The sequence below is a fragment of the Yoonia sp. 72 genome (assembly GCF_034652275.1).
Classification (GTDB): Bacteria; Pseudomonadota; Alphaproteobacteria; order Rhodobacterales; family Rhodobacteraceae; genus Yoonia.
In genome coordinates, this window is sequence record NZ_JAXIWG010000001.1 from 1,173,335 (window position 1) to 1,198,453 (window position 25,119).

The window sequence follows — 25,119 nt, forward strand, 5'->3', positions numbered from 1 at the left end:
CGAACGCGCCGCAAGTTCCATGGCTTTACTTGTGGTCGAAGAACCCCGGCCCTGCCTGCTCCAGCAGCTTGACCGCCATTTCGCGGCCCATGTCCGCACCATCGGCAATCGCACCGGTCATGTCATCGGCCAGAACCTGCGACCCGTCGGTGCGCAGGATTTCCCCGCGCAGGCGCAGATTGCCGCCGTCCAGCTCTGCCAGCCCGCCGATGGGCGTCTCGCATGACCCGTCCAGATGCGCGAGGAAACTGCGTTCGGCGGCAAGGCGCTGACCGGTCGGGCCGTGGTGGATCGCCTCCAGCATGGTCGCGGCACGGGAATCGTCGGCGCGCCGTTCGATCCCGATGGCGCCTTGCGCGATGGCGGGCAGCATGTCTTCGGGCGCGATGGCGGTGCGCGGCACGTCTGTCATGTTCAACCGGTTCAGCCCCGCCATCGCCAGAAACGTCGCTTCGGCCACGCCATTACCAAGCTTCATCAGGCGGGTCTGAACGTTGCCGCGAAATTCCACGACATTCAGGTCGGGCCGCCGCACCAAAAGCTGCGACCGCCGCCGCAGGGACGAGGTGCCGACCGTGGCCCCCTGTTCAAGATCATCCAGCCCCTTGGCCGTCAGCGACACAAACGCATCGCGCACATCCTCGCGCGGCAAATAGGTGTCGAGCAGCAAACCACCGGGCTGTTCGACCGGCATGTCCTTCATCGAATGGACCGCGATGTCGATGGAGCCGTCCAGCAGCGCCTCTTCGATCTCGCGGGTGAACAGGCCCTTGCCGCCGATTTCCTTCAGCGGACGGTCCTGAATCGCATCGCCCGTGACCTTGATCACGACGATGGCAAAGGCCTCCTGCGGCAGATCGAAGGCCGCCATCAGCCTTGCGCGCGTCTCATGCGCCTGCGCAAGCGCAAGCGGCGATCCACGGGTTCCGATGTTGAAAGGCGAGGCGGGTGTGGGCAAAGCAATGTTCATGGCGCGATTGTTAGACGTGTCAATCTGGCCTGACAACTGCCTTGACAACATGTTCCGCAATTGGGACGACAGACGGGTTAAAAAAGGACAGACCATGGCGCAGCAAAAGACGATCTTGAGGGCCCTTGCGGGCGAGACACTCCCCACGCCCCCCATCTGGATGATGCGGCAGGCGGGGCGTTACCTGCCCGAATACCGCGCGACGCGGGCGCAGGCGGGGGATTTTCTCAAACTGTGCTACAATCCCGAACTTGCCGCCGAGGTGACGCTGCAACCGATCCGCCGTTACGGGTTCGACGCGGCGATTCTGTTCGCCGATATCCTGCTCTTGCCGCAGGCGATGGGGGCGGACCTGTGGTTTGTCACCGGCGAAGGACCGCGCCTGTCTACGATCACCACGCCCGAAGAACTGGGTCGTCTGAAGCCCGTGGACGAAATCCACGACACGCTGTCCCCCGTCTATGAGACGGTGAAGATCCTGTCGCAAGAACTGCCCAAGGAGACCACGCTGATCGGTTTCGCCGGTGCGCCCTGGACGGTTGCGACCTATATGATCGCGGGTCAGGGCACGCCCGACCAAGGGCCCGCCCATGCGCTCAAGGCGGAAAACCGCCCTGTGTTCGAAGGCATCATGCACCGCCTGACCGAAGGCACCATCGCCTATCTGTCCCGCCAGATCGAGGCGGGGGCGGAATGCGTCAAACTGTTCGACAGCTGGGCCGGATCGCTCGAAGGCGACGATTTCACCGAATTCTCGATCAAACCGATGCAGCGGATCACCGCCGCACTCAAGGAAAAGCACCCCGGTATCCCCGTCATCGCCTTTCCGCGCGGGGCAGGCACGAAATACGCAGGCGTCCATGCCGCGACAGGGGCCGATTGCGTCGCCGTCGATGATGGTGTCGATGCGGCATGGGTCGCAGAGCATGTGCAGAAAGACGGCTGCGTGCAGGGCAACCTTGCGTCGTCGCATATGGTGACGGGCGGTCAGGGGCTGGTCGATGAAACCCGCCGCATCTGTGATGCGCTGTCGGGCGGCGCGCATATCTTCAACCTTGGCCACGGCATCACGCCAGAGGCGGACCCCGCCAATGTGCAACTGATGATCGACACGGTGCGCAGAGGCTGAACGGATGCAGATGCCGCTGACCCTGCGCCTGATCTTTCACGGTCTGCGCGGGGTCATGCTGGCGCTGACCATCACGCTTTTGGGGTGGGTCACGCTGGTGCCCGCGACCGCCGCCGAACGCGCAGCGCTGAACGCACCATTGGGATTGGAGTCACCCGACGGTTTGCTGGCATTGCGCATCGCGCGGGCGATGATCCATTTCGCCCCCGAACGGTCGGCGCGGATGCTCAGTCACGCAAGCGATGGTGAGATCACGCCCGAACTGGCTGCGCTGATCCTGCGCGATATCGCGTCAGTCCCGCCCCAGACACCCGACGCCCTTGCGCCCGCACGGCAAGCGGGCGGCGCAAAGTTCGTCACGGTTGATTAGACCCATTTCGCCAGCGGCGGCAGGCTCATCAGCACGGCATTTGCGTCATGGCCCGTGGTCAGCCCGAACTTGGTGCCGCGGTCATAGACAAGGTTGTATTCCGCATAAAGCCCGCGGTGGATCAGCTGCGTGTCCTTATCGGCATCGGTCCACGGCGTATCGCGGCGCTTTTCCACCAGCGGCACATAGGCGGGCAGGAAGGCGCGGCCGATGTCTTGCGTCAGCGTGAAATCAGCCTCCCAATCGCCGGTGCAGTAATCATCCATGAAGATGCCGCCCACCCCCCGCGCGCGGTTGCGGTGGGGGATATAGAAATACTCGTCCGCCCAAGCCTTGAGCTTGGGGTAATGGTCGGTGCCGTGCGGGTCGAGATGCGCCTTTTGCGTGGCGTGGAAATGGGTGGTATCCTCGGCATATTCGATGCAGGGGTTCAGGTCGGACCCACCGCCGAACCACCAGGCGTGCGGGGTCCAGAACATGCGTGTGTTCATATGGACAGCAGGCGCATGCGGGTTCTGCATATGCGCCACCAGCGAAATGCCGGACGCCCAGAACCGCGGATCATCCGCCATGCCCGGCACGCCGCGTGCGGCCATGGCGCGCTGTGCAGCATCGCCCAACTGGCCATAGACGGTCGAGATATTGACCCCCACCTTTTCGAACACACGGCCGCCGCGCATCACCGACATCAGCCCGCCGCCCGCATCGGACCCGTCGTCGGAGTGACGCGATGTTTCCGTCACCTCGAACCGGCCTGCGGGGGTGTCGCCTGCATGGCTGTCCTCGAGACCCTCGAACGCTGCGACGATGTCGTCGCGCAATGTGCGGAACCATGCCGATGCCGTGGCTTTTTGTGCTGCGAATTCTTCTGCCATGTGACGGCTTAGCCCCTGATATTGTCTAGCGATGCGTGATAGTGTTCAGCTACCATACCGAACACGCCCCGATGTTCCAGACCAAAACCGGAGAAGACGATGCGTCCTGCCCTGATGATTCTGCCCCTTCTGGCATTGGCCGCCTGTGCCACGCCACGCGAACAATGCATCAGTCAGGCGACCCGCGATCTGCGCGTGCTGAACAGCCTGATCACCGAGACGCAGGGCAACCTTGCGCGCGGCTATGCCATCGCCGAACAGCAGGAAGTCCGCACGGTGCGCCAGACCTGCCGGGGGGAAAACAGCGACGGCACGACCTTCCGCTATCGCTGTGACGAGACCGAGACATTCACGACGCGCCGCCCTGTCGCCATCGACCTGAATGCCGAACAGGCCAAGCTTGCGTCACTGGTCGAACGGCGTAACCAGCAGCAGGCGTCATCGGATCAGGTGGTGCTGCAATGCATCGCCACACACCCTGAGTGATCAATGCGCCGAGACGCAGGCCGGGTCGATCAGGGTCCGGCCACCGTCCACGGTGATGATCTGGCCGGTCACGAAACCGGCCGCGTCTGACGCTAGATATTGCACGGCATCCGACACCTCGCCCGGGCTTGCGATCCGGTGCAGCGGGGTGTTCTCGAGGATCGCATCGCGCATCTCGTCATCGTCTTTCAGCGACCCCTTGAGGCTTGCGCTCATCACACTGCCAAAGGCCACGGCATTGACGCGGATACCGTGCGGGGCGAAGGCCACCGCCATTGACCGCGTCAGCTGGTCCAGTGCGGCGGTGCTGACCGAATAGGCCATCAGATCGGCATGGGTGCGCCGTGACGCAATGGACGAGATGTTCACGATCGACCCGACAGCACCTCCGCCGCCGCCCTTGCCTGCCTGTTTGATCATCCGCCGCGCCACCGCCTGAGAGACGCGCATCGCGGTCAGCATGTTCTGCTGGAGCAATTCGTCCATCGACGTATCATCGGGGTCCAGCGGATCGGTCGTCATCACCTGCCGCGAGGCGTTGACAAGGATATCGACCCGCTCGAAGGCGTCGATGGTCGCGGACAGCAGGTTGGTGATGGTCAGCTTCTTGCGCAGATCACCCGCGAAAAGCCGGATATTCGTGGCTTTCTCGGCCTCTTCGCCCATCTGCGCGCGCAGCGTCTTTTCGTCCATATCGGCAAAAACGACATTGGCCCCGCCTTCGGCAAAATGGCGCGCGATGGCAAGACCGACGCCATTGGCCGCCCCTGTGACGATCGCGGTCCTGCCGCGGATGGAAAAGGACATTGCGATGCTCCCTCGCGCGGTCAGCGCAGCGGTTTGGTGGCGTGGAACAGTTTGAACGCGTTGTTGCCGCCGATTATGTCGACATTGCGGAAACTTTCCGACATCGCCTGTTCATAAGGCAAATGCCGGTTTGCGACCATCCAGAGCTTGCCATGCGGCGCAAGCAGGCGGGACGCCGCTTGGATGAACGCACGGCCCAGACCCGCATCGGCGGCGCGCCCTGTGTGAAAAGGCGGGTTCATAACGATCCCGTCATAGCCTTTTTCCGGTGTGAACCGCAGCGCATCGGCCCAATGGAAACGGGCGCGCGGATCGGTCACGTTCAGCCGCGCGCAATCCAGCGACAGCGCCTCGGCCTCGATCAGATCAAGCGACGCAACCGTGTCCCGCGCCAGCACCGCCTGCGCCAGATAACCCCAGCCCGCGCCCAGATCGGCCATGCGCGCGGGCAGTTTCGGCGGCAGTGCATCCGCCAACAGCGCAGAGCCTGCATCGACCGCCCCGTCGGAAAACACGCCAGCAGTGGTGTAAAACCCGTGCGGGCCCTGCACCGGCCCCGCCGTCGCCCAATCGGCAAAGGCGGTGGTGGCGGGAAACCAGAACAACCGTCCGTGGCCTTTGGTGATGGAAGGCAGATCGCCCAGACGGGCGCGGCAGGCCTTGAACAGGCTGTCCACGCCATCTGTGCGCTGGCCGTCGACGACGACCAGATCGGCCTTGGCGCAGGCTTCGGCGATCATCGCCTGCGCCAGCGCCTTGGCGCGCGGCACAACGACGATGGCGGTCCCGCAGGCCGGCAAGTCTTGGGTGACGGCATAACCCGCGATCTGCCAATCGGCCACATCGGGGAAATAGCCATGCGTGATCCGCAGCGCATCGCGCGGCAGGTCCGACAGGTCATAGGTGGCGGATGGGCGCATCAGGCCGATGTTACCCGCGCGCAAGACCAGAAGGCCGTCTTGGATGGCCGTGCTGAGGCGTGACTGTGGCATATGTGTTACGAATAACGCGGGCGCGCTATTCTTTCTCCATCGTGCATTGCAGCGGATGCTGGTGGCGTTGGGCAAAATCCATGACCTGCGCGACCTTTGTTTCCGCGATCTCGTGGCTGAAGACGCCGACGACGGCGACGCCTTTCTTGTGGACGGTCAGCATCAGTTCGAACGCCTGCGCATGCGACATGCCAAAAAACCGTTCCAGCACATGCACAACAAATTCCATCGGCGTGAAATCGTCGTTCAGGATCAGGACCTTGTACATCGGCGGACGCTTGGTCTTGGGCTTGGTTTCCAAGGCAACACCAAGATTGCCGTCATCGCGGTCCTTTTTGTCGGCCATCATGTGAAACGGTTTATGCATCAAGGGTCCTGTCATACCGCCTACATATAAACCATGCCCGCCCAGAGAAAAGGGGGTGCGTCAGAAAGTGGATTCCCGCCAATCGCCGATCTAGCGGGTTGACGGCGCCGATCTACCACATCTGTGAAAACTGCCTGACGATCACCTGCAAAGTGTTTGAAAATAGGGTGTTTTCGGCAAAGCAAAGTTGTGCTAGCGTTTTGGAATAATAATAAGGCCACCGGAAAAATCCGGAGCCAGAGGCAGCAAGAGGCAAACGACATGGCACGTCGTCCGGGACAGTTGGCCCTTTACGGGCTTTATATCTGCGTTCTGATTTTCGGTCTGATTTCCGCACCGGTGCGTGCGGTGGCCGCACCCTATGCGGCGCTGGTCATGGATGCGCGCACGGGCGAGGTCCTGCATGCGCAGAATGCCGATACAAGGCTGCACCCGGCCTCGCTGACCAAGATGATGACGCTTTACGTCGCTTTTCAAGCCATCGAACGGGGGGAAATCTCGCTCGATACCGAGGTGACGATCACGCCGCTTGCCGCCAATGAACCCCCCTCGAAACTGGGCCTGCGTGCCGGCCAGCGCATCCGCCTGCGCTATCTGATCCGCGCGGCAGCCGTGCGGTCGGCCAATGATGCGGCCACCGCCATCGGCATCGCGATTTCGGGGTCGGAAGAGGCGTTTGCCACGCGCATGAACCGGACCGCTGCCGCGATGGGCATGACCAACACCACGTTTCACAACGCCCATGGTTTGACCCAGTCGGGCCATCTGTCCACAGCGCGCGACATGTCGATCCTCGGGCGGCATGTGATCTATGACTTCCCGCAGTATTATAACCTGTTCTCGCGCCGCACGGCCGATGCCGGTGTCGCCACCGTGCAGCACACCAACCGTCGCTGGCTTGACAGCTATCCGGGCGGTGACGGGATCAAGACCGGCTTTACCAATGCGGCCGGTTTCACGCTGGTCGCTTCGGCGCAGCGCGGCGATCAGCGGATTATTGCAACCGTGTTTGGCGGCACGTCCACGGCTGCACGTAATGCGCGGATCACCGAGCTGATGGATATGGGCTTCAGCATGGCACCGAACCGCGCCAATGTGAACCGCCCCACACCGCCCGGTGCCATGGCCGAAGCCCCTGTCGCGCCGAGTGCTGAGCAGACTGTGGCCGCAGGCGACAGCGTACGCGGCAGCGCTGGCAAGACGATCCGCGTGAACGGGCTTGTGACGCGCAGCTATCGCCCTGTGGGTCGCCCCGTGGCGACAGAACCGGCACCCGAACTGCTGTTGTCCGCCGCACCAGAGCCCGAAGCAGAGGTCGTCGTTGCAGCGGCAGCGCCGCCCGAGGCCGATGTCGCAGCCCTTGTCGATCAGGACATCATCAATGCCGTGCTGGCCGATGCCGTAAACGCAACCTTGATGGAGGTGCTGGCCGAAGAAGCACCCGTGCAGGTGGCCGCAGCCGCCCCTGCCGTCACACCTCAGCCGCGTCCGGCCGAGCCCGAGCAAGTCCAGATGGCCGCGATGGCCGCGACGGCCCCCGTGGCCCCGCCTGTCGAAAGCTTCGAGCCTGCAGAGCCAGAGGTCGTGACCCGCGTATCCACATCCGGCGGGCGGCATTGGGGCGTGAATGTCGGCCGTTATCCCAGCCGGTTCGATGCCGAACGCGTCCTGCTGCAGGTCGCGCTGAACGAGATGAGCACGCTGGACGGATCACTGCGCCGTGTCGTGCAGCGGGCGGGCGGGTTTGATGCGAATTTCATGGGGTTGACGCGCGAAGGTGCCGATCTGGCCTGCCGCCGGTTGCAGGCGCGCGGTACGACCTGTTTCATGATCGGGGCCGACGGGTAAAACGCGGCGCCGGAAAAGGACTTTCTGGCCTCCGGCGGGAGTATTTCTGGAAAAAAGAAGTGGGGGGTCAGGCCGGAATGGCGCGCCCTTCAAAGGCGGCGGCCATCAACTGCCGTGTATAGGGGTCTTGCGGGGCGTCGAAGATCGCATCGGCGTCGCCTGCCTCGACCACATCGCCCTGTTTCATCACCATCACCTTGTGCGACAGCGCGCGCACCACCTTGAGGTCATGGCTGATGAACAGATAGGCCAGCCGGTGTTTTTGCTGCAGTTCGCGCAGCAGATGCACGATCTGCACCTGCACCGTCATGTCGAGCGCGGAGGTGGGTTCGTCCAGCACCAGCAAGCGGGGCCGCAGGATCATTGCACGCGCGATTGCGATGCGCTGGCGCTGTCCGCCCGAAAATTCATGCGGATAGCGGTCCATCATCGCCGGATCGAGCCCGACCTCGGTCATGATCTCGGCCACCATGTCGCGCCGGTTGCGCCCGGGATCAACGCCGTGGACGCCCAGACCTTCGGCAATGATCTGTTCGACGGTCATGCGCGGGCTGAGCGAGCCGTAGGGGTCCTGAAACACGATCTGCATTTCGCTGCGCAAAGGCCGCATCTGCCGCTGGGTCAGCGTGTGGATATCGCGGCCCATGAAGCTGATCCGCCCTTGCGACCGGATCAGCCGCATCACGGCGAGTGCCAGCGTGGTCTTGCCGGACCCGCTTTCGCCGACGATGCCCAGTGTTTCGCCTTCGCGCAAAGACAGCGTGGCGCTGTTGACAGCCTTGATATGCCCCACAGTGCGTTTCAGCAGGCCCGCCGTGATCGGGAACCAGATCCGCGCGGCATCGGTTTCAAGCACGGTGGCCGCATCGGCAGGCACGGGTGCCGGCACGCCGGTCGATTCGGCGGCAAGCAGGGTTTGCGTGTAAGGGTGGCGCGGATTGGCGAAGAGGTCGGTTGTCGGCCCCTCTTCCACGATCTCGCCGTTTTTCATCACACAGACGCGGTCGGCGATCTTGCGCACGATGGTCAGGTCATGGGTGATGAACAGCATCGACATGCCGTCGCGCTCTTTGAGATCGGCCAGCAGGTCGAGGATCTGCGCCTGAATGGTCACGTCAAGCGCGGTTGTCGGTTCATCCGCGATGAGCAGTTCCGGCCCGTTGGCCAGCGCCATGGCGATCATCACGCGCTGGCGCTGCCCGCCGGACAACTGATGCGGATAGGCGCCAAGCCGGGTTTCGGGGTCGCGGATACCGACGCGGGTCAGAAGCTCGATGATCCGCGTGCGAACGGCGGGGCCACGCAGGCCCTGATGCAGTTCGATGCTTTCGGCCAGTTGCTTTTCCAGCGTGTGTAGCGGGTTCAGCGATGTCATTGGCTCCTGAAAGATGAAGCTGATGTCATTGCCACGGACACGGCGCAGGGCGGGCTCTGCCGCGCCGACCATCTCGACCCCGTTATAGGTGATCGAGCCTGCCATGACCGCGCTATCGCCCAGCAGCTGCACCGTGGACAGGGCCGTGACGGATTTGCCCGACCCGCTTTCTCCCACAATCGCCAGCGTCTCGCCGCGACTGATCTGGAAGGACACGCCGCGCACCGCATGTGTCGTGGCGCCATCCTGCCGGAAGGCGACGCGCAGGTCGCGCACATCGAGGATCGGCTTGGTCATTTCACGGGGGCCTTTTGCGCGATGGCGAGGTCTTGGGGTGCAACCACAGGCACGGACCCGTCGGCGATGAAGGTCTTGCGCGGATCAAAGGCGTCGCGGATGCCCTCGAAGATGAACACCAGCAGCGACAGCATGATCGCGAAGGTGAAGAAGGCGGTAAAGCCAAGCCACGGCGCTTGCAGGTTCTGCTTGGCCTGCAAGGTCAATTCGCCCAGCGACGGGGCCGAGGATGGCAAGCCGAAACCCAAAAAGTCGAGCGAGGCGAGCGTGCCGATCGCGCCGGTCACGATGAACGGCAGCAGGGTCAATGTAGCGACCATCGCATTGGGCAGCATGTGGCGGAACATGATCGTCCGGTCTGGCACACCCAACGCCTTGGCTGCGCGCACATATTCAAGGTTGCGCGCGCGAAGGAATTCCGCGCGCACCACGCCTACCAGCGCGGGCCAGCCGAACAGGACCGTCAGAAAGACCAACAACCAGAAACTTCGCCCTAGAATCGCGAAAACGATGATGATGACGTAAAGCGACGGCGTGCCGGTCCAGATCTCGATAAACCGCTGGAACGCCAGATCGGTCCAGCCGCCAAAATAGCCCTGTACCGCGCCCGCCGTGATCCCGATGATCGATGCGGAAATCGTGACGATCAGCGCAAAGATGATCGACAGTCTGAAGCCGTAGATCACCCGCGCCATCACATCGCGCTTGGTATCGTCGGTGCCAAGCCAGTTCATCGACGAGGGCGGCGCAGGCGCCACGCCCGGGCGGTCAACAATGGTGTTGTAGGAATAGGGGATCGGCGGCCAGATCATCCAGCCGCGCTGGAAGCCGATCCCCAGATCCTCGCCCGCGTCGACGGCGGCGACGATCCCGTCAGGGTCGTCGAAACAATCCTCCATGCCGCCGGTCTTGATCAGGCATTGGACCTCGATATCCTGATAGCGCGCCTGCGTTGGGAAATCGCCGCCGAAATCGCGTTCGGAATAGAAGGTCGCGATCGGCATGCGCCATTCGCCCTGATAGCTGACAAGGATCGGCTTGTCGTTGGCAATCAGTTCGGCAAACAGCGACAGGCCAAACAGCACGCCAAAGATGATCAGCGACCAGACCGCACGGCGGTTACGCTTGAAATTGCGCCAGCGGCGCTGGTTCAGGGGGGACAGGCGCATCAGTTCCGTGCCTCGAAATCAATGCGGGGGTCGATGAAGACATAGGTGATGTCGGTCAGGATACCGACGACCAGCCCGATCAGGGAAAAGGCGAAGAGCGTGCCAAAGACCACGGGATAATCTCGTGCGACCGCCGCCTCGAACCCCAGCCGTCCCAGACCGTCGAGAGAGAATAGCGTTTCGATGATCAGCGACCCGCCGAAAAACACGCCGATGAACAGCGCCGGAAAGCCCGAAATCACGATCAGCATCGCGTTGCGGAAGACATGGCCATAAAGCACGCGGGATTCCGACAGCCCCTTGGCCTTGGCGGTGATGACATATTGTTTCTTGATCTCGTCCAGAAAGCTGTTCTTGGTCAGCAGCGTCAGCGTGGCAAAGGCCGAAATCGTCGAGGCCAGCACCGGCAGCGTGATGTGCCAGAGGTAATCAAGAATCTTGCCGATCAGCGACAGATCCGCGAAATTCGATGACGTCAGCCCGCGCAACGGGAAGATGCGGAAATAGGACCCGCCCGCGAACAGCACGATCAGCAGGATCGCGAACAAAAAGCCGGGGATCGCATAGCCGATGATGATGGCACCACTGGTCCATGTGTCAAACGGGGTACCGTCGCGCACGGCCTTCTTGATGCCAAGCGGGATCGAGATGAGATAGGCGATCAGCGTGGACCACAGGCCCAGCGTGATCGACACTGGCATTTTTTCCAGCACCAGATCGAACACGCTGATCGACCGGAAATAGCTGTTTCCGAAATCGAACCGCATGTAGTTCCACATCATGTTGAGGAACCGTTCCAAGGGCGGTTTGTCAAAGCCGAATTCGCGTTCCAGCTGGGCAATGAATTCGGGCGGCAATCCCCGCGCGCCGACATAATCGCTGCCGCTGTCATTGCCGAAATCGGCATCGCCCCCCCCGCCAGAGAAGCTTTCGAACACGTCGCCGCGCCCTTCCAGATTGGCGAGGATCTGTTCAATCGGGCCGCCCGGCACGAATTGCACCAGTGCAAAGTTGATGATCATGATCCCGAGCAAGGTCGGAATGACCAGCAACAGCCGTCGAAGGATATAGGCGCCCATAAACCTGCCTTACCGCAAAGCGCCGGCGGCGATCAAGGCGTCGGCCTTGTCCTGATTGAACCACCAGTAGTCCAGATACCCAAGGCCGAATTCCGGCAGGTCTTCGGGATATTCATACATGTCAAAATAGGCGACCCAGTTCGCACCAAGGAACCATGTCGGCACCATGAAATATTCATGCCGCATCACGCGGTCGATGGCGCGGACACCTGCAGCCATTTCCTCGTAGTCATCCGCACTTGTCACAAACTTTGCCAGCTCATCGACAGCGGCCGAACAGAAACCCGCGGGGTTGAACACGTCGTCGCGGTCTTCGCAGCCATATTTCTGTTCGATACCGGTGCCTTCCTGCAAACCGCTGCTATAGGCACCAAAAATCATGTCGAAATCGTTGGATTGCGTGCGTGCCTGATACTGGGGCGGATCGACACGGTTATAAGTGGCATTCACGCCCAAGCGTTGGAGGTTCTCGATATAGGGCGTGATGATCCGGTCGAAGGATTGGCGCGTTTCCAGAAACTCGATGTCAAGCGTCCGGCCATTCGCATCCCGCAACTGGCCGTCATTGCCCGGCGTAAACCCTGCCTCTTCCATCAGCGCGAGCGCGCGGCGCAGGTTGTCGCGGTCAAGCGGGCGGTCGCCGCTGGTATGCGGCATAAAGGCGTCTTCGGTGAAAATCGCCTCGGGCAGCGTGGCGCGCACGGTGTCGAGCATTTCCAGCTCGCGCCCTTCGGGCAGGCCGGTCGCGCGCAGGCGGTCGTTTTCCCAGAAACTGGTGCGCTGCTGGAATAGCCCGTATTGCAGGTTGGCGTTGGTCCACGTGAAATTATACATCAGGCCCAGCGCAAGCCGGACATTGCGGTCTTGCAGCTTTTCGCGGCGCAGGTTGAACACGAAACCCGACGCGGCAGGCAAGGTGCCGTCAGCAAGCGTCTCGCGCACGACCCAGCCGTTCCGGATCGCGGGGAAATCATAGGACGTGGCCCAGTTGATCGAGGAATTCTCGCGCCGGAAGGTGAATTCACCCGCCTTGAAGGCCTCGAACGCGGCGGAACTGTCGGCGAAGTATTCCACGCGGATCGCATCGAAATTGGCGCGCCCGATGTTGATCGGGTGGGTCAGGCCCCAGTAGTCAGGATTGCGGCGATAGATGATCTGGCGGCCCGGATCGACGCTGCCGACCATATAGGGACCGGTACCGGGGGCGGTTTCCAGCCGGCTTTCATCCAGCCGCGCGCCCGTTTCCTCGAACCAGGCTTGCGGCATGACAATGGCGTTGGCCATCTGGCTGACGCGGCCACGACGCGGTGATTCCGGGTTGAAGGTGAACTTGACGGTGTGATCGTCCAGCGCCTCGGCCCCTGTCACCAGCTGCGTGATACCCGCGCGGAATGACGGCGTGCCCTGTTCGGCAAAAAGGTTATGGGTAAAGACCACGTCCTGCGCCGTCATCGGTGTGCCATCCGAAAAGGTCACGTCATCGCGCAGGTTGAAGATCACCCATGCTTGATCAGCCGGATATTCTAGCGTCGTGCAGAGCAGGCAGTAATACGACCCGACCTCGTCGTCGGTCGTTTCCATCATCCGTTCGTACATCACCGACGACAAAGACCCCGGCGTGCCCGACAGGGTCGCAAAAGGGTTCATGCTGTCGAACGATCCATCGGCGGAAATGCTGATCTCGCCGCCTTTGGGGGCGTCAGGGTTCACATAGTCCAGATGCGCGAAGTCGGCGGGGTATTTCAGGTCGCCGTACTCGTTGAACCCGTGCGAGACGATGATCTCTGGTTCGGCTTGCGCGCGCGCGTTATGCGCTGCCAACAGCGCGATTGCCGCGACCGACCCGGCGATCCACAGGCGCCTGCGCTGTGCTACGTCTTGGCGGGACCGTGCAATGGCTTGGGCCTTGGGGCGGTGGGACATCGTGAACTCCGGTTGCGACAGGAACTAGGTGTGAAATAAGGCTACGGCGCGCGAGGGCAAACATTCAAGTTGAGAATGCGTGATCACGCGGTGTTCATAAGCAATCGCCAATAAAAAAGGCCGCCCAGTGATGGACGGCCCCTTGATCAGCGCTCGGCGCGATCACTCGAACGTGGCGAGATAGGCGATCAGGTTGGCACGGTCGTTGACCGACCGCATCCCGTTGTAGCCCATTGACGTTCCGGGGGCGTAGCCACGGGGATTTTCCAGAAATGCGTTCAGCTCTTCGGGGGTCCAGACATCGGCCACGGCGATCAGCGCGCCCGAATAAGAGAAATCATCGTAAAAGTTCACCGGACGCCCCACGACACCGTGCAGCGCAGGTCCGGTCCCATGCACACCGGGTTCCAGCACATGGCAGGCACGGCAGTTGCGCCACAGCGCCTCGCCGTCAGCGGCACTGGCCGAGGCCATGATCTCTGCAAAATCGACTTCTTCGACGGCTTCCTCTTGCGCGCCACCGGCATCTTCCACAGGGATGATATAGGCCTGTTCGCCATATCCGTGCCCGCCGCCAAAATAGATCGACGATGCAAGCCACGCACCCAGCAGATAAACAAGTAATGTCGCACTCAGCGCGCCGACGGCTTTGGTGATTGTCATTGTGTCGAACATGTCGCGGTCCATCCAAAGATCAAAGTTTGCAGACGTGTATCCGCTTCCCCCCCGCAGTTGCAAGGTATAGTGGCGCGACGAAATGCCCATTTTTGGCCGTTGCCGTCCGGAGGACACAGTCATGTCGCGCAAAATCGCCTTTCAGGGGGAACTTGGAGCTTATGGCCACGAGGCCTGCGCCACCGCGCGCCCCGACCACGCGCCCCTGCCCTGCGCCACTTTCGAGGATGCGATCGAGGCCGTGCGGAGCGGCGATGCCGATCTGGGCATGATCGCGGTCGAGAATTCGACCTATGGCCGCGTTGCGGATGTGCATTCGCTTTTGCCCGAAAGCGAGCTGCATATCGTGGATGAAACCTTTGTGCGGGTGCATATCAACCTGCTGGCCCGCCCCGAGGCCACGCTGGCCGATATCAAGGTCGCGGTCGGGCATCCGGTGATCCTGCCGCAATGCGCGGGCTTTTTGCGCCAGCACGCCATCACGGGGCGCACCAGCACCGACAATGCCCGCGCCGCGCGCGAAGTGGCGCAGGGGACAGATGTGACCACGGCGGCGCTTGCGTCAGAGCTTGCGGCGAAGATCTATGGCCTGCAGGTGCTGGCCCGCCATATCGAGGATCACGACCGCAACACCACGCGGTTCCTGATCATGGCGCGCGAACCCGACACGACGCGGCGCGGCGATTTCGGCATGGTCACAAGTTTCGTGTTCCGCGTGCGCAACATTCCCGCCGCCCTTTACAAGGCGATGGGCGGGTTTGCGACCAATGGCGTGAACATGACCAAGCTGGAAAGCTACATGGTCGGCGGCCAGTTCACCGCGACGCAGTTCTATGCCGAGATCGAAGGCCACCCCGAAGACCGCAACGTCCAGCTTGCGCTGGAGGAATTGCGCTATTTCACGGACCATCTGCTGATTATGGGCACCTACCCCGCCGCCGCGCGCCGGCATGAACCGGCCAGCGCCTAACGGATTTTGCGATAATCCTCGGCGATGCGGGTCGCGTAGCCCTGCACGCGCGCGGCGATCCGCTCGGTCAGGCGGCCTTTGGCAAGCTTCAGCGATTGCACCAGAAGCCGCGCCGTCAGGGTCCGCGCCGCAAGGTCGATGGTGACCGTGACGCGCGTGCTGCTGGGCGACAACGCGACCAGATCGACCCGCGTGGTGACGGTCAACCCGTCCGATTGCGTGGTCACGACATAGCCTTCGGGGGCAGCCATATTTGTCAGGACAGCGGCAAAGCTTCGGTCGCGCCCGCGCATCGGCACCGTGATATCCCAAGCCGATCCGACCTGCACCGCACCTGCATCCTGCCGCGCCACTGTGGCCCCTTCGCGCAAGGCGCGCCGTTCGAAGCTTGCGAAATCGCTGACGCCTGCGAACACATGCTCGACGGGGGCGTCGATATCGGTGCGGGTCTCAAGCCGCATCGCACGGCCCGTCATAGCGGCGGTCGGCCAGCCAGTTCTGGATGAGGAAATGCGCGATGGCGCCTTTGCGCGCAGGCTTGATCGTGGGGTGCAATCCGGCGAAAGACAGCGCCATATCCTCGCGGCTGACCCACAGCGCATCCTCGATCTCGGTCCGGTCGATGGTCAGGTCAGTTCCCAGCGCGTCACCTGCGCACCCGAACATCAGCGATGCCGGAAACGGCCAAGGCTGGCTGGCCAGATAGCGGACGGCCCCGACACGGATGCCCGCCTCTTCGCGCACTTCACGGCGCACGGCGGCCTCGATCGTCTCGCCGGGTTCGACGAAACCCGCAAGCAGGGAATACATCCCCTCGGGCCAACCCGGAGACCGGCCCACCAGCACGGCATTGCCATGGGTGATCAGCATGATGACGACAGGGTCGGTGCGCGGGAAATGATGCGCGCCGCAGGCGGGGCAATTGCGCTGCCAGCCCGACATCGCAACGACGCTCGGCGCGCCGCAGCGCGCGCAGAACCCGTGTGTCTGGTGCCAGCCCAACACAGCCTTGGCGGTAGCGGCCAATTCTGCGTCGCGCGGCGTCAGGCGCGTCATGATGGCGCGCAATTCGGCTAGGCCTGCACCGTCGGGCATGGCGGGATGCTTTTGCTCGGACGGATCAAGGAACGTGTCCAGATGGGTGACATCCAGATCGGGCGGCGTCCAGCCGGACAGATCGGCGGCGAAAATCACACCTGCCTCGTCGCGGCCCAGCAAGATCAGGTCAAGGGCGGCATCGGCCATCACCGGATGATCCAAGGGCACCTGCACCAGCGCGTCATCCATAACCATCGGCTTGCCGCGCCACAACAGGATCGCGCGCGCGCCCGGTCCTGCCGCAGCCGCGGGGTCGCCGCGCAACTCTGCCGCACGGTCCAAGGCCGAACCACCGAATGTCACTGTCTCGCTCAACATCATCCGGCCGAAATGACATGCCGTGAGGTGAAGTTCAAACTTTTCCGGCCTCGCGCTGTGGCCATGGTCGCATTTCATTCTATGGTTGAATGATGGCACTGGGGGGATTCATGAATTCAGCAGGTGACTGTCTGGGCAGTTTGCGTGTTCTGACGACCACAGATCTGCACATGCAGATCCTGCCCTATGACTATTTCATCGACCGCCCCGAAGCTGGCGCAGGGCTGGTGCAGCTGGCCGACCAGATCAGCGCCTTGCAGGCCGATCCGTCCGCCCTGACGCTTTTGTTCGACAACGGCGACTTCCTGCAAGGCAATCCACTGGCCGATACGGTCGCCCAAGCGCCCCCGTCCAGTGCCATGCACCCCATGATCGCGGCCTTTTCGGCGTTGCGCTATGACGCGGTCGGTTTGGGCAATCACGAATTCAACTATGGGTTGCCGTTCCTGCGACGCGCCGTGCAAAAAGCACCTTTCCCCTTGGTCTGCGCCAATATCGACTGGCGGGATCAGGCACCGATTGCGCAGCCTTTTGCCATTCTCGACCGTAGCATCCGCTGCAACGACGGGTGCGACCATCCCATACGGATCGGCGTGGTCGGCTTCGTGCCGCCGCAGGTCACGCAATGGGACAAGGTCATGCTCGGGGATGCCATCGCATGTCGCGACATCGTGGAGGCAGCGCAGGACATCGTCCCGCACATCAAGGCGGCGGGTGCAGATGTTGTCATCGCGCTGTGTCACGCGGGGATCGGCGGCACCGACCATGTGCAGGGCATGGAGAATGCGGCCGTGCCGCTGGCAGCGGTGCCCGGTATCGACGTGATCCTGACAGGGCATACCCATGATATCTTTCCCGATCCTGCTGGCACCACAAGCGCGGCAGTCGATCCCGTCGCGGGACGGTTGCATGGCAAGCCTGCGGTCGGCGCGGGTTTTCACGGCCATGCACTGGGGGTCATCACGCTGGCCCTGCGGCGCAACGCGAACAGCTGGCAGATCACCGATAGCACAAGCCGGATCATCCCCGCCGATCCTGCCCCCGCCAAGGGCAAGATCGCAAGCATGATCCGTGCCGCAGCACACAGCGCCCATGACGCAACCTTGCGACGGATCAGGCAGCCCGTCGCCCGCACGGCGGTGCCGATCCACAGCTATTTCGCTTGCACCAAGCCCGACCTGCCCGGCCAGATTCTCGGAGACGCTCTGATCGCGCATGCGCGCACCGTGCTGCCGGATTGCGACCTGCCGATGGTTGCCGCTGTCTCGCCGATCCGCGCGGGGGGGCTTGCCGGTCCTGCGCATTACGTCGCCATTCCGCCCGGACCCGTCGCGCAACGCGATATCTGCGCGATCTATCCCTATGCCGATACACCTGTCGTCATGCGCCGGACCGGTGCAGAGCTGCTGGACTGGCTGGAGCAGGCGGTGTCGGGGTATCACCGGATCAAACCCGGTGTTGCAGATCAGCCTTTGCTGAATCCCGAATTTCCGGCCTATGTGTTTGACGCCTTCTGCGGCCTGACCTATGCCATCGACCTGACGCAACCGCCCCGCCACGACGCAACAGGCCGGATCATCGCACCCGAGGCGCGCCGGATCACCGACCTGTGCTGTGACGGCAGAGTCGTCCGGCCTGACGACTGGTTCGCGGTCGTCGCCACCAGCTACCGCACTTTTGGCGGCGGTGGCTTTGCCCCGGTTCCGATGCACGATGTCCTCGCAATGCCGCGCACGCCGATCCGCGATATCCTGACGGCGGCGTTTCAGGCACGACAGATCATCGACGCGCCGGTCCGGCCCAACTGGCGCTTTGCGCCGATCCCCGACACTGCTGCCCAATTCGCCTCGGCACACGAGGCTGGCGCGCATCTTACCGATGGCATGACCCAGCAAGGCGCAAGCACGGGAGGCTTTGTGCGATACAGTCTGGCGTTCTGAGACCTTGCACTCGGACGCCGCCTGTCCTAGATAGGGGTCGAGAGGTTGGCGCGGGCGAGTGCCTCGCCAACCTGGTCAGGTCCGGAAGGAAGCAGCCATAACGAGCCCCACTTGGGTCGTTGTCCAACCTCTCACCTTCTTACCCATATCGTGCGCGCGGTCCGCAATCAGGCGGGACGACACTGATGGCACCAGCCGAAGACTACGGCTGGACGGTTGTCAGACGACACTTTAAGCGTCGGTCATGACCGATATTTCCGCATCCTCGCCATCGACCGACCGCATTCTGGCGGGTGTCGCCCTGATGATCGGCTTTTGCGTGACCGCCCCGTTGCTGGATGTCGCCGCAAAGCTGGCATCGGGCAGTATCCCCGTGGGGCAGGTCACCGCCGCGCGCTTTGTCGGACAATGCGCCCTGATGGCCCCTTTCGTCTGGATGATGGGGCTGTCGTTGCGGGTCGCGCGGGCGCAATGGCCGGCGTTGATCTTGCGGGCTTTCTTTTTGCTGGTCTCGACCTTCTGCTTTATCGCCGCCATCAGCGTCATGCCGCTGGCCGACGCGCTGGCGATCGCCTTCGTGGCCCCGTTCATCGTGCTTTTGGTGGGCAAGTTCTATCTGGGCGAAGACGTGGGCCCGCGCCGTGCGGGGGCCGCGCTGGTCGGCTTTGTCGGCGTCCTGCTGGTGATCCAGCCGAGTTTCGACGCCTTCGGCTCTGTGGCGCTGTTCCCGCTCGGCACGGCGGTGGGGTTTGCGTTCTATATCCTCGTGACGCGGGGCCTGTCGCGCCGGATGCATCCGGTGGCCTTGCAATTTCATACAGGTCTGGTCGCCAGCGTGATGTGTCTGCCGGTGCTGCTGCTGGCGCAAGGAACAGGGTCCGCGATGCTTGATCCGGTCTGGCCAGAAGGCGTTGCATGGCTCTGGCTGATCGGGGTCGGGTTTTTCGCCTCGCTCAGCCATATGATGATGACCTATGCGCTGTCGCTGGCCCCATCGGCCACGCTGGCCCCGTTGCAATATCTGGAACTGCCGGTCGCGACCCTGCTTGGCTATCTGGTGTTCAGCGATTTTCCCAACGCCCTGACGCTGACCGGAATCGGTATCATCATTAGTGCCGGGCTTTACATGATCCACCGCGAAAGGGTCACTGCCCGCCAGCTGGTGACCGAACGTGCCGCACCACCCATCTGACGAGGGCGGGCTGCGACCAGAGGCTGAAGGCGTTACTTTCGGTCATGCGACCGCCGACCCGACAAAGCGTTCGGACGGCGCGAATAACCCCGATAATCATGGAATTTCTTTGGAGGCGAGTACCGGAATCGAACCGGTCTACACGGATTTGCAATCCGCTGCATAACCTACCTGCCCACTCGCCTCATGAGCTGTGTCCCTAAGGATCACAGGGCGCGCCGTCAAGCGGATAACACGGGAGCGGGCATCAAACTTGCACTCGTCCGCAGGACACCGGCTGATGCCGGTTTCCTTTCCCTATCTGCAAAGATAGTCTGCCGCAAAAGGCCGTCCGCGGCTGTTGATCAACACCCAAACGGAACCTCCATGTCCCGCTATATCCTTTTCGTGACAGGCACCCGTGCCGATTTCGGCAAGCTGGAACCACTGGCCGTGGCCGCGCGGGATGCGGGTTTTGCCGTGTCGTTCTTTGTGACCGGCATGCATATGCTGGAAAGCTACGGGTTGACCAAGCTCGAGGTGCACCGGATGGCGGGTGTTACGGTGCATGAATTCCTCAACCAGCGCCCCGGCGATCCGCAGGACATGATTTTGGCCAAAACGGTGATCGGGTTTTCCGATTTCGTGCAGGAACACCGCCCCGATCTGGTCGTCATCCACGGCGACCGGGTCGAGGCGCTGGCAACAGCACTGGTCTGTGCTACCAATTACATCCGCTGCGCCCATGTCGAAGGCGGCGAGGTCAGCGGCACCATCGACGAGATCTACCGCCACTGCAATTCCAAGCTGGCAAGCCATCATTTCGTGTCATCGGACGATGCCGCGCGGCGGGTGATGTCGCTGGGCGAACAGGCGAGCCACATCCATGCGATAGGCTCGCCCGAACTCGATTTCCATGCTGGCCCCTCCGGTGTCACGATCGCGCAGGTCAAGGACCGCTATGCCCTGCCCTTTGCCGATTACGGGATCTGCGTGTTCCATCCGGTTACGTCCGAGGCGGCGAGTATGGGCGCGCAGGCGCGTGCCTTGTTCGCCGCACTCGTGGCGTCGGGGCGAAATTTCGTCGTGATCGCCCCCAACAACGACCCCGGATCGGCCGCGATCTTTGCCGAGATCAAGGTCCTGCCCAAGGACAGGTTCCGCGTGCTGCCCTCCATGCGGTTTGCCCATTTCAGCGAGTTGATGAAAAATGCCGCCGTCATGGTCGGCAATTCCTCTGCCGGCGTGCGCGAGGCGCCGTTTCTGGGGGTGCCGTCGCTGGATATCGGCACGCGCCAGACCAACCGTGCAAAGTCGCCATCGGTGTTCTTTGCCGATGCGGGCGACAGCGCTGCGATAGCGGCCTTCCTGACCGCGCAATGGGGCAAGTCCTATCCGCGCCACGACGCTTTTGGCGGCGGCTCGGCGGCGGGCCGGTTCGCGGCGGTGCTGGCCGACCCCGGATTCTGGACGGGATCGCTGCAAAAGACCTTCCATGACCACGATGCCTAAGGCCGGATTGGCCCTGCGTGCCTATCTTGCGGCCACGCATCTGATCCCGCTGGTGGCGGGTCCTGTGCTGGCCCGCAGGCGCAAGCGCGGCAAGGAACACGAGACGCGCTGGGTTGAAAAGCAAGGGCGCGGACTGGCCGCGCGGCCCGACGGGCGGCTGATCTGGATTAATGCCGTGGGCTTGGGCGAGATCTTGTCGCTGCGCGGCCTGATCGCGCGGATGGCGGCTGCGGCGCCTGATCTGCATTTCCTTGTGACCTCGACCACCGCCGCCTCGGCGCGGGTGTTCACCGCACAGATGCCGCCCAGCACCATCCACCAGTTTCTGCCGCTGGATGCACCCGCCTATCGGCGGCGGTTTCTGGACCATGTCCGGCCTGACCTGTGCATCTGGGCCGAGCAGGACCTGTGGCCGGGGTTGGTCTTTGAGGCTGACACACGCGGCATTCCGCAGGCGATGGTCGCGGCACGGATGAATGCGGCGTCTTTTGCGCGGCACGGCAAGGCAGCGGGGCTGTACCGAGATCTCTACGCGCGGATGGCGCTGGTGACGGCGCAGGATGACGAGAGCGCCGCCCATCTGTCAGCGCTTGGTGCGGCAGCGCGGGTCAGCGGATCGTTGAAGCCTGCCGCCCCTGCGCTGGACTGCGACCCATCCGCCTTGCGCGAACTGCAGGCTGCAACGGGGACGCGTTTCGTCTGGGCCCTCGCGCCATCGCATGCGGCGGACGAGGCAGCGGCACTGGCCGCGCATCAAGCGCTGCGGATGCAGATGCCGGACGCGCTGTTGATCATCGCACCCCGCCATCCCGACAGGCGCGACGCGATCAGCGCCGCCTGCCCTGCCCCGCCGCCGTGCAAGTCGCAAGGCGCGCTGCCCGGCAAGGACGATCCGGTCTGGCTTTGCGATACTTTAGGCGATCTGGGGCTGGTCTACCGTGTGGCCAGTGCCGTGCTGATCGGCGGCACGTTTGACACGACCGAGGGCCATAACCCGTGGGAGGCGGCGCAACTGGATTGCGCAGTGCTGCACGGCCCGAGGGTTGGCAATTTCACCGCCGATTTCGCAGCCCTTGATACGGCTGGCGGCGCCGTCGCGGTGCAGGATGCCGCCGCAATCGCCAATGCGTTGCGCGATCATCTGGCGGCGGTGGCCGCCAAGGCCAAGGCCACGGCACAGGACGCAGGACGCGCGACCGATGAATTGGCCCGCGACCTGCTGGCTTTGGTGAAGGTGCGCCATGACTGACCGCTTCCCCCCCTTGCGCCTGCGGATCGCGCTTTTGGCTTACGGGCTGGCGTGGTGGGTCCTGCTGCCTGTCGCAATCGTCTATCTGCGCCTGCGCGCCCGCAAAGACCCGCTTTATGCCGCTCATCTTGCCGAACGCTTTGGCCTTCTGCGCCCACAGGTGCGCAATCCCGTCTGGGTCCATGCCGTGTCCTTGGGCGAAATGCGCTCTGCCACGCCCCTGATCCGCGCGCTGCTGGCGCAGGGTGAATGCGTGCTGACCACCCATTTCACCCCCGCCGGTCGCCGTGAGGCCATGCGCGAATTTGCCGCCGAGATTGCGGCAGGTCATGTGCAGGTCGCGTGGGTGCCGTTCGACATGGGGCTGGCTTATGCCGCCTTCCTGCGCCGCTTTGCGCCAAAATACGGGCTGGTGATGGAGATCGAGATCTGGCCACGCATGATCATGGCCTGTCGGGCGCGCGGCGTGCCGCTTTTCATGTGCAACGCGCAATATCCGCAGAAAAGTTTCGACAAGGACATGGCGGGCTGGGGGCTACGGGCGGCGCTGACGGCTGGGTTCGCGGGCGGCTTCGTGAAATCGGCCTTGCAGGCAGAACGCTTTGCCGCCGCAGGCCTGCGCAATATCCATCTCACAGGCGAGATGCGGTTCGACCAGCCGATCCCGCAAGCGCAGTTGCAGGCCGCCGCCCGCCTGCGCGAAAGGCTGGTGGCTGGCCGCCCCGCCTTTACCCTCACCAGCGTCGTGGCGGGCGAGGATGCGGTCTATATCGACATGATCCGGCAAGTGCCGGGGGCGTTCTTTGTCTATGTGCCCCGCGCGCCCGAACGCTTTGACGAGGTGGCGGGGATGCTGCGCGCTGCGGGCTTGCGCTTTGCCCGGCGGTCGGAGGTGCTGGACGCAGCCCTTGGGGCGACCGACTTGCCACAGATAGACGTTTTGCTGGGCGACAGCATGGGCGAGATGTATTTCTACCTTGCGCTCTGCGACCGCGCCATCGTCGGCGGCGGGTTTGTGACCAAAGGCGCGCATAACATCATCGAACCGCTGGCCCTGCGCAGACCTGTCATCGTCGGCCCGCATATCTGGACCATCGAATATCCCGCGCAAGAGGCGATTGCGGCAGGCGTCTGTCACCATGTGCAGACCGAGGCCGAGCTGCTGGAAGCGGTGCAAGCGCCCATGACCGTGAGCGACGACCAGATCGCGGGCTTTTATGCGGATCATGCGGGCGCGGTTGCGCGCACGCTGACTGCCCTGCCGCGGGCCTTGGCGGGTCTGCCTGCGCCTTGCGGCGCAGTTGAGGCCTCCGGCGGGGATATTTAGGCTCGGAAGATGCGGGATTTGAGTTGGGACACGCCGAAACGCACCGCGTCGTGGATCATGCCGTGGCGCGGGGTGTCGCGCAGCGTGGTCATCCAGTGGTCTTGCGGCTGCAACCTTTTGGGCGCGCCGTCCCAGCGCAGCGTGCGCAGCACACCTGCGGCATTGTCCGGCAGGCGGTCGGGGATCGCGTGATCGTTCAGCACGGCCCAGACCCCCGTCCAGAGCCGCCCGACCGACCACGGGTTATAGCCGCCACCGCCCAGCACCAGATAGCGCGGGGCGATGTCGCGCAGGGCGGCCACCACCGCCCAATGGGCGTTGTTCGACAGGCTCAGGCGCGATTGCGGGTCTTCCGTGACCGCATCGGCCCCACATTGCAGCACAATGGCATTGGGACGAAAGGCGGTCACTGCGGGCAGGATCAACTCTTGCAGGATCAGTGCCATATCGTCGTCATGCAGCCCCGCGGGCACGGGCAGGTTGAACACCTGTCCTGCCCCCTGATCGGTGATCGCGCCGGTGCGCGGCCAGCGGTTCGCCTCGTGCGTGGAGATCAACAGCGTATCGGGGTCCTGCGCAAAGGCATGTTCGACCCCGTCGGGGTGATGCGCGTCGATATCGACGTAGGCCACGCGCTGCGCCCCGTTGCGCCGCAGCGACTGGATCGCCAGCACCGGATCGTTGAGATAGCAAAAGCCGTTCGCCCGGTCGGGCAGGCCGTGATGGGTGCCGCCTGCGGGCGAATAGATGATGCCGCCGTTCCTCAGCAACTCGCCCGCCAGCAGCGACCCGCCTGCCGCCGTCGCAGGACGGCGAAACATTTCGGAAAAAACCGGATTGGACGGCGTGCCGAGGCCGTGCAGCCTGCGGACCTCTTCTGTGACGGCTTGTGCCGCCTCTGCCGCCTGAAGTGCCGCAAGATAGGCGGGGGTGTGAAAACCCGTCAGGGCCGCGACCTTGGCGCGCGGGCTGGTGATGAATTGCGCAGGCGGCAGCCAGCCCAGCGCGCGGCTGAGGTCCATCACGGTCGACACACGCGGCACCCGCAACGGATGCCACGCGCCATAGGTCGAGCCGCGATAGATTTCCGCGCCGATAAATTGCGGCGGGGGGGTTGTCCGTGCTGTTGGTGGCGTCATAACGTCTTGCATAGCCCGGATGTAACCCGGATT

Annotated in this window: 23 protein-coding genes, 1 tRNA gene and 1 other RNA gene; 11 read left to right on the forward strand and 14 right to left on the reverse strand. The window is 63.3% G+C overall.

Annotated elements, in window-relative coordinates; all coding sequences use genetic code 11:
• Positions 1-25 precede the first annotated feature (25 nt).
• Positions 26-970: a hydroxymethylbilane synthase gene (hemC, locus tag VCK47_RS06040; protein ID WP_322889809.1), complete on the reverse strand. Its 945-nt coding sequence runs from the start codon at positions 968-970 to the stop codon at positions 26-28.
• Positions 971-1,064: 94 nt separating this feature from the next.
• Here hemC and hemE point away from each other — a divergent pair, with 94 nt between their 5' ends.
• Together hemE and VCK47_RS06050 are read left to right on the forward strand one after the other, a co-directional pair.
• Positions 1,065-2,099 carry a uroporphyrinogen decarboxylase gene (hemE, locus tag VCK47_RS06045; protein ID WP_322889810.1) on the forward strand — a complete coding sequence of 345 codons (1,035 nt, stop codon included), beginning with the start codon at positions 1,065-1,067 and terminating at the stop codon, positions 2,097-2,099.
• Positions 2,100-2,109: 10 nt separating this feature from the next.
• Complete coding sequence (locus VCK47_RS06050) at positions 2,110-2,469, forward strand: hypothetical protein (protein WP_322892271.1); 360 nt, start codon at positions 2,110-2,112, stop codon at positions 2,467-2,469.
• On the opposite strand, the gene hemF is transcribed toward VCK47_RS06050, so the two are convergent.
• Entirely contained in the window at positions 2,466-3,344 is an 879-nt protein-coding gene (gene hemF / locus VCK47_RS06055) for an oxygen-dependent coproporphyrinogen oxidase (protein ID WP_322889812.1), read from the reverse strand. The two genes, VCK47_RS06050 and hemF, sit on opposite strands and share 4 nt — an antisense overlap.
• A gap of 99 nt (positions 3,345-3,443) precedes the next feature.
• Between hemF and VCK47_RS06060 the strand changes: the two genes are divergently transcribed.
• The gene (locus VCK47_RS06060) at positions 3,444-3,830 is read left to right on the forward strand and encodes a hypothetical protein (protein WP_322889813.1); all 387 of its coding nucleotides are present in this window, start codon (positions 3,444-3,446) and stop codon (positions 3,828-3,830) included.
• Here VCK47_RS06060 and VCK47_RS06065 read toward each other — a convergent pair whose 3' ends face one another.
• Genes VCK47_RS06065 through clpS form a run of 3 tightly spaced genes read right to left on the reverse strand, consistent with a single transcriptional unit; the run spans position 3,831 to position 5,996 of the window.
• On the reverse strand, positions 3,831-4,637 hold the full coding sequence (locus tag VCK47_RS06065) for an SDR family NAD(P)-dependent oxidoreductase (protein WP_322889814.1): 807 nt from the start codon (positions 4,635-4,637) through the stop codon (positions 3,831-3,833).
• Between the two features lie 20 nt (positions 4,638-4,657).
• Entirely contained in the window at positions 4,658-5,629 is a 972-nt protein-coding gene (locus VCK47_RS06070; protein WP_322889815.1) for a class I SAM-dependent methyltransferase, read from the reverse strand.
• A 25-nt stretch (positions 5,630-5,654) separates the two neighbouring features.
• On the reverse strand, positions 5,655-5,996 hold the full coding sequence (gene clpS / locus VCK47_RS06075; RefSeq protein ID WP_322889816.1) for an ATP-dependent Clp protease adapter ClpS: 342 nt from the start codon (positions 5,994-5,996) through the stop codon (positions 5,655-5,657).
• A 261-nt stretch (positions 5,997-6,257) separates the two neighbouring features.
• On the opposite strand from clpS, the gene VCK47_RS06080 reads away from it, so the two are divergent.
• Positions 6,258-7,844: a D-alanyl-D-alanine carboxypeptidase family protein gene (locus VCK47_RS06080; RefSeq protein WP_322889817.1), complete on the forward strand. Its 1,587-nt coding sequence runs from the start codon at positions 6,258-6,260 to the stop codon at positions 7,842-7,844.
• Positions 7,845-7,911: 67 nt separating this feature from the next.
• Here the strand turns inward: VCK47_RS06080 and VCK47_RS06085 are convergent, their stop codons facing one another.
• The 5 genes from VCK47_RS06085 to VCK47_RS06105 form a co-directional block, all read right to left on the reverse strand.
• Positions 7,912-9,516, reverse strand: coding sequence for an ABC transporter ATP-binding protein (locus VCK47_RS06085; protein WP_322889818.1), 1,605 nt, complete (start codon positions 9,514-9,516; stop codon positions 7,912-7,914).
• Positions 9,513-10,685: an ABC transporter permease gene (locus tag VCK47_RS06090; protein ID WP_322889819.1), complete on the reverse strand. Its 1,173-nt coding sequence runs from the start codon at positions 10,683-10,685 to the stop codon at positions 9,513-9,515. Before VCK47_RS06090 ends, VCK47_RS06085 begins: the two co-directional genes overlap by 4 nt.
• Entirely contained in the window at positions 10,685-11,764 is a 1,080-nt protein-coding gene (locus VCK47_RS06095; RefSeq protein ID WP_322889820.1) for a microcin C ABC transporter permease YejB, read from the reverse strand. Before VCK47_RS06095 ends, VCK47_RS06090 begins: the two co-directional genes overlap by 1 nt.
• 9 nt (positions 11,765-11,773) lie before the next feature.
• Positions 11,774-13,687: an extracellular solute-binding protein gene (locus VCK47_RS06100; protein ID WP_322889821.1), complete on the reverse strand. Its 1,914-nt coding sequence runs from the start codon at positions 13,685-13,687 to the stop codon at positions 11,774-11,776.
• Positions 13,688-13,849: 162 nt separating this feature from the next.
• Positions 13,850-14,362, reverse strand: coding sequence for a c-type cytochrome (locus VCK47_RS06105; RefSeq protein WP_322889822.1), 513 nt, complete (start codon positions 14,360-14,362; stop codon positions 13,850-13,852).
• 121 nt (positions 14,363-14,483) lie between these two features.
• Between VCK47_RS06105 and VCK47_RS06110 the strand changes: the two genes are divergently transcribed.
• Positions 14,484-15,332 carry a prephenate dehydratase gene (locus VCK47_RS06110; protein ID WP_322889823.1) on the forward strand — a complete coding sequence of 283 codons (849 nt, stop codon included), beginning with the start codon at positions 14,484-14,486 and terminating at the stop codon, positions 15,330-15,332.
• On the opposite strand, the gene VCK47_RS06115 is transcribed toward VCK47_RS06110, so the two are convergent.
• Positions 15,329-15,793: an SRPBCC family protein gene (locus tag VCK47_RS06115; protein ID WP_322889824.1), complete on the reverse strand. Its 465-nt coding sequence runs from the start codon at positions 15,791-15,793 to the stop codon at positions 15,329-15,331. The genes VCK47_RS06110 and VCK47_RS06115 overlap by 4 nt on opposite strands.
• The gene (nudC, locus tag VCK47_RS06120; RefSeq protein ID WP_322889825.1) at positions 15,783-16,751 is read right to left on the reverse strand and encodes an NAD(+) diphosphatase; all 969 of its coding nucleotides are present in this window, start codon (positions 16,749-16,751) and stop codon (positions 15,783-15,785) included. The genes VCK47_RS06115 and nudC overlap by 11 nt, the downstream gene beginning before the upstream one ends.
• A gap of 107 nt (positions 16,752-16,858) precedes the next feature.
• On the opposite strand from nudC, the gene VCK47_RS06125 reads away from it, so the two are divergent.
• The 3 genes from VCK47_RS06125 to VCK47_RS06135 all read left to right on the forward strand — a co-directional run bounded on the left by VCK47_RS06125 (position 16,859) and on the right by VCK47_RS06135 (position 19,880).
• Positions 16,859-18,688 (forward strand): bifunctional 2',3'-cyclic-nucleotide 2'-phosphodiesterase/3'-nucleotidase, encoded by a 1,830-nt coding sequence (locus tag VCK47_RS06125; protein WP_322889826.1) that lies wholly within the window; start codon positions 16,859-16,861, stop codon positions 18,686-18,688.
• A gap of 38 nt (positions 18,689-18,726) precedes the next feature.
• Positions 18,727-18,825: signal recognition particle sRNA small type (gene ffs, locus VCK47_RS06130), an RNA gene on the forward strand.
• Between the two features lie 107 nt (positions 18,826-18,932).
• The gene (locus VCK47_RS06135) at positions 18,933-19,880 is read left to right on the forward strand and encodes a DMT family transporter (RefSeq protein WP_322889827.1); all 948 of its coding nucleotides are present in this window, start codon (positions 18,933-18,935) and stop codon (positions 19,878-19,880) included.
• A 110-nt stretch (positions 19,881-19,990) separates the two neighbouring features.
• Here the strand turns inward: VCK47_RS06135 and VCK47_RS06140 are convergent.
• Positions 19,991-20,064, reverse strand: a tRNA-Cys gene (locus VCK47_RS06140).
• A gap of 182 nt (positions 20,065-20,246) precedes the next feature.
• Between VCK47_RS06140 and neuC the strand changes: the two genes are divergently transcribed.
• From neuC to VCK47_RS06155, 3 genes are read left to right on the forward strand one after another with little or no spacing between them, the layout of a single operon-like run.
• A complete protein-coding gene (gene neuC / locus VCK47_RS06145; protein ID WP_322889828.1) occupies positions 20,247-21,371 on the forward strand; it encodes a UDP-N-acetylglucosamine 2-epimerase in 1,125 nt (374 codons plus the stop codon).
• Entirely contained in the window at positions 21,355-22,620 is a 1,266-nt protein-coding gene (locus tag VCK47_RS06150; RefSeq protein ID WP_322889829.1) for a 3-deoxy-D-manno-octulosonic acid transferase, read from the forward strand. Before neuC ends, VCK47_RS06150 begins: the two co-directional genes overlap by 17 nt.
• Positions 22,613-23,947, forward strand: coding sequence for a 3-deoxy-D-manno-octulosonic acid transferase (locus VCK47_RS06155; RefSeq protein ID WP_322889830.1), 1,335 nt, complete (start codon positions 22,613-22,615; stop codon positions 23,945-23,947). Before VCK47_RS06150 ends, VCK47_RS06155 begins: the two co-directional genes overlap by 8 nt.
• Here VCK47_RS06155 and VCK47_RS06160 read toward each other — a convergent pair.
• Positions 23,944-25,098, reverse strand: coding sequence for an acetoin utilization protein AcuC (locus VCK47_RS06160; RefSeq protein ID WP_322889831.1), 1,155 nt, complete (start codon positions 25,096-25,098; stop codon positions 23,944-23,946). The two genes, VCK47_RS06155 and VCK47_RS06160, sit on opposite strands and share 4 nt — an antisense overlap.
• Positions 25,099-25,119: the final 21 nt, after the last annotated feature.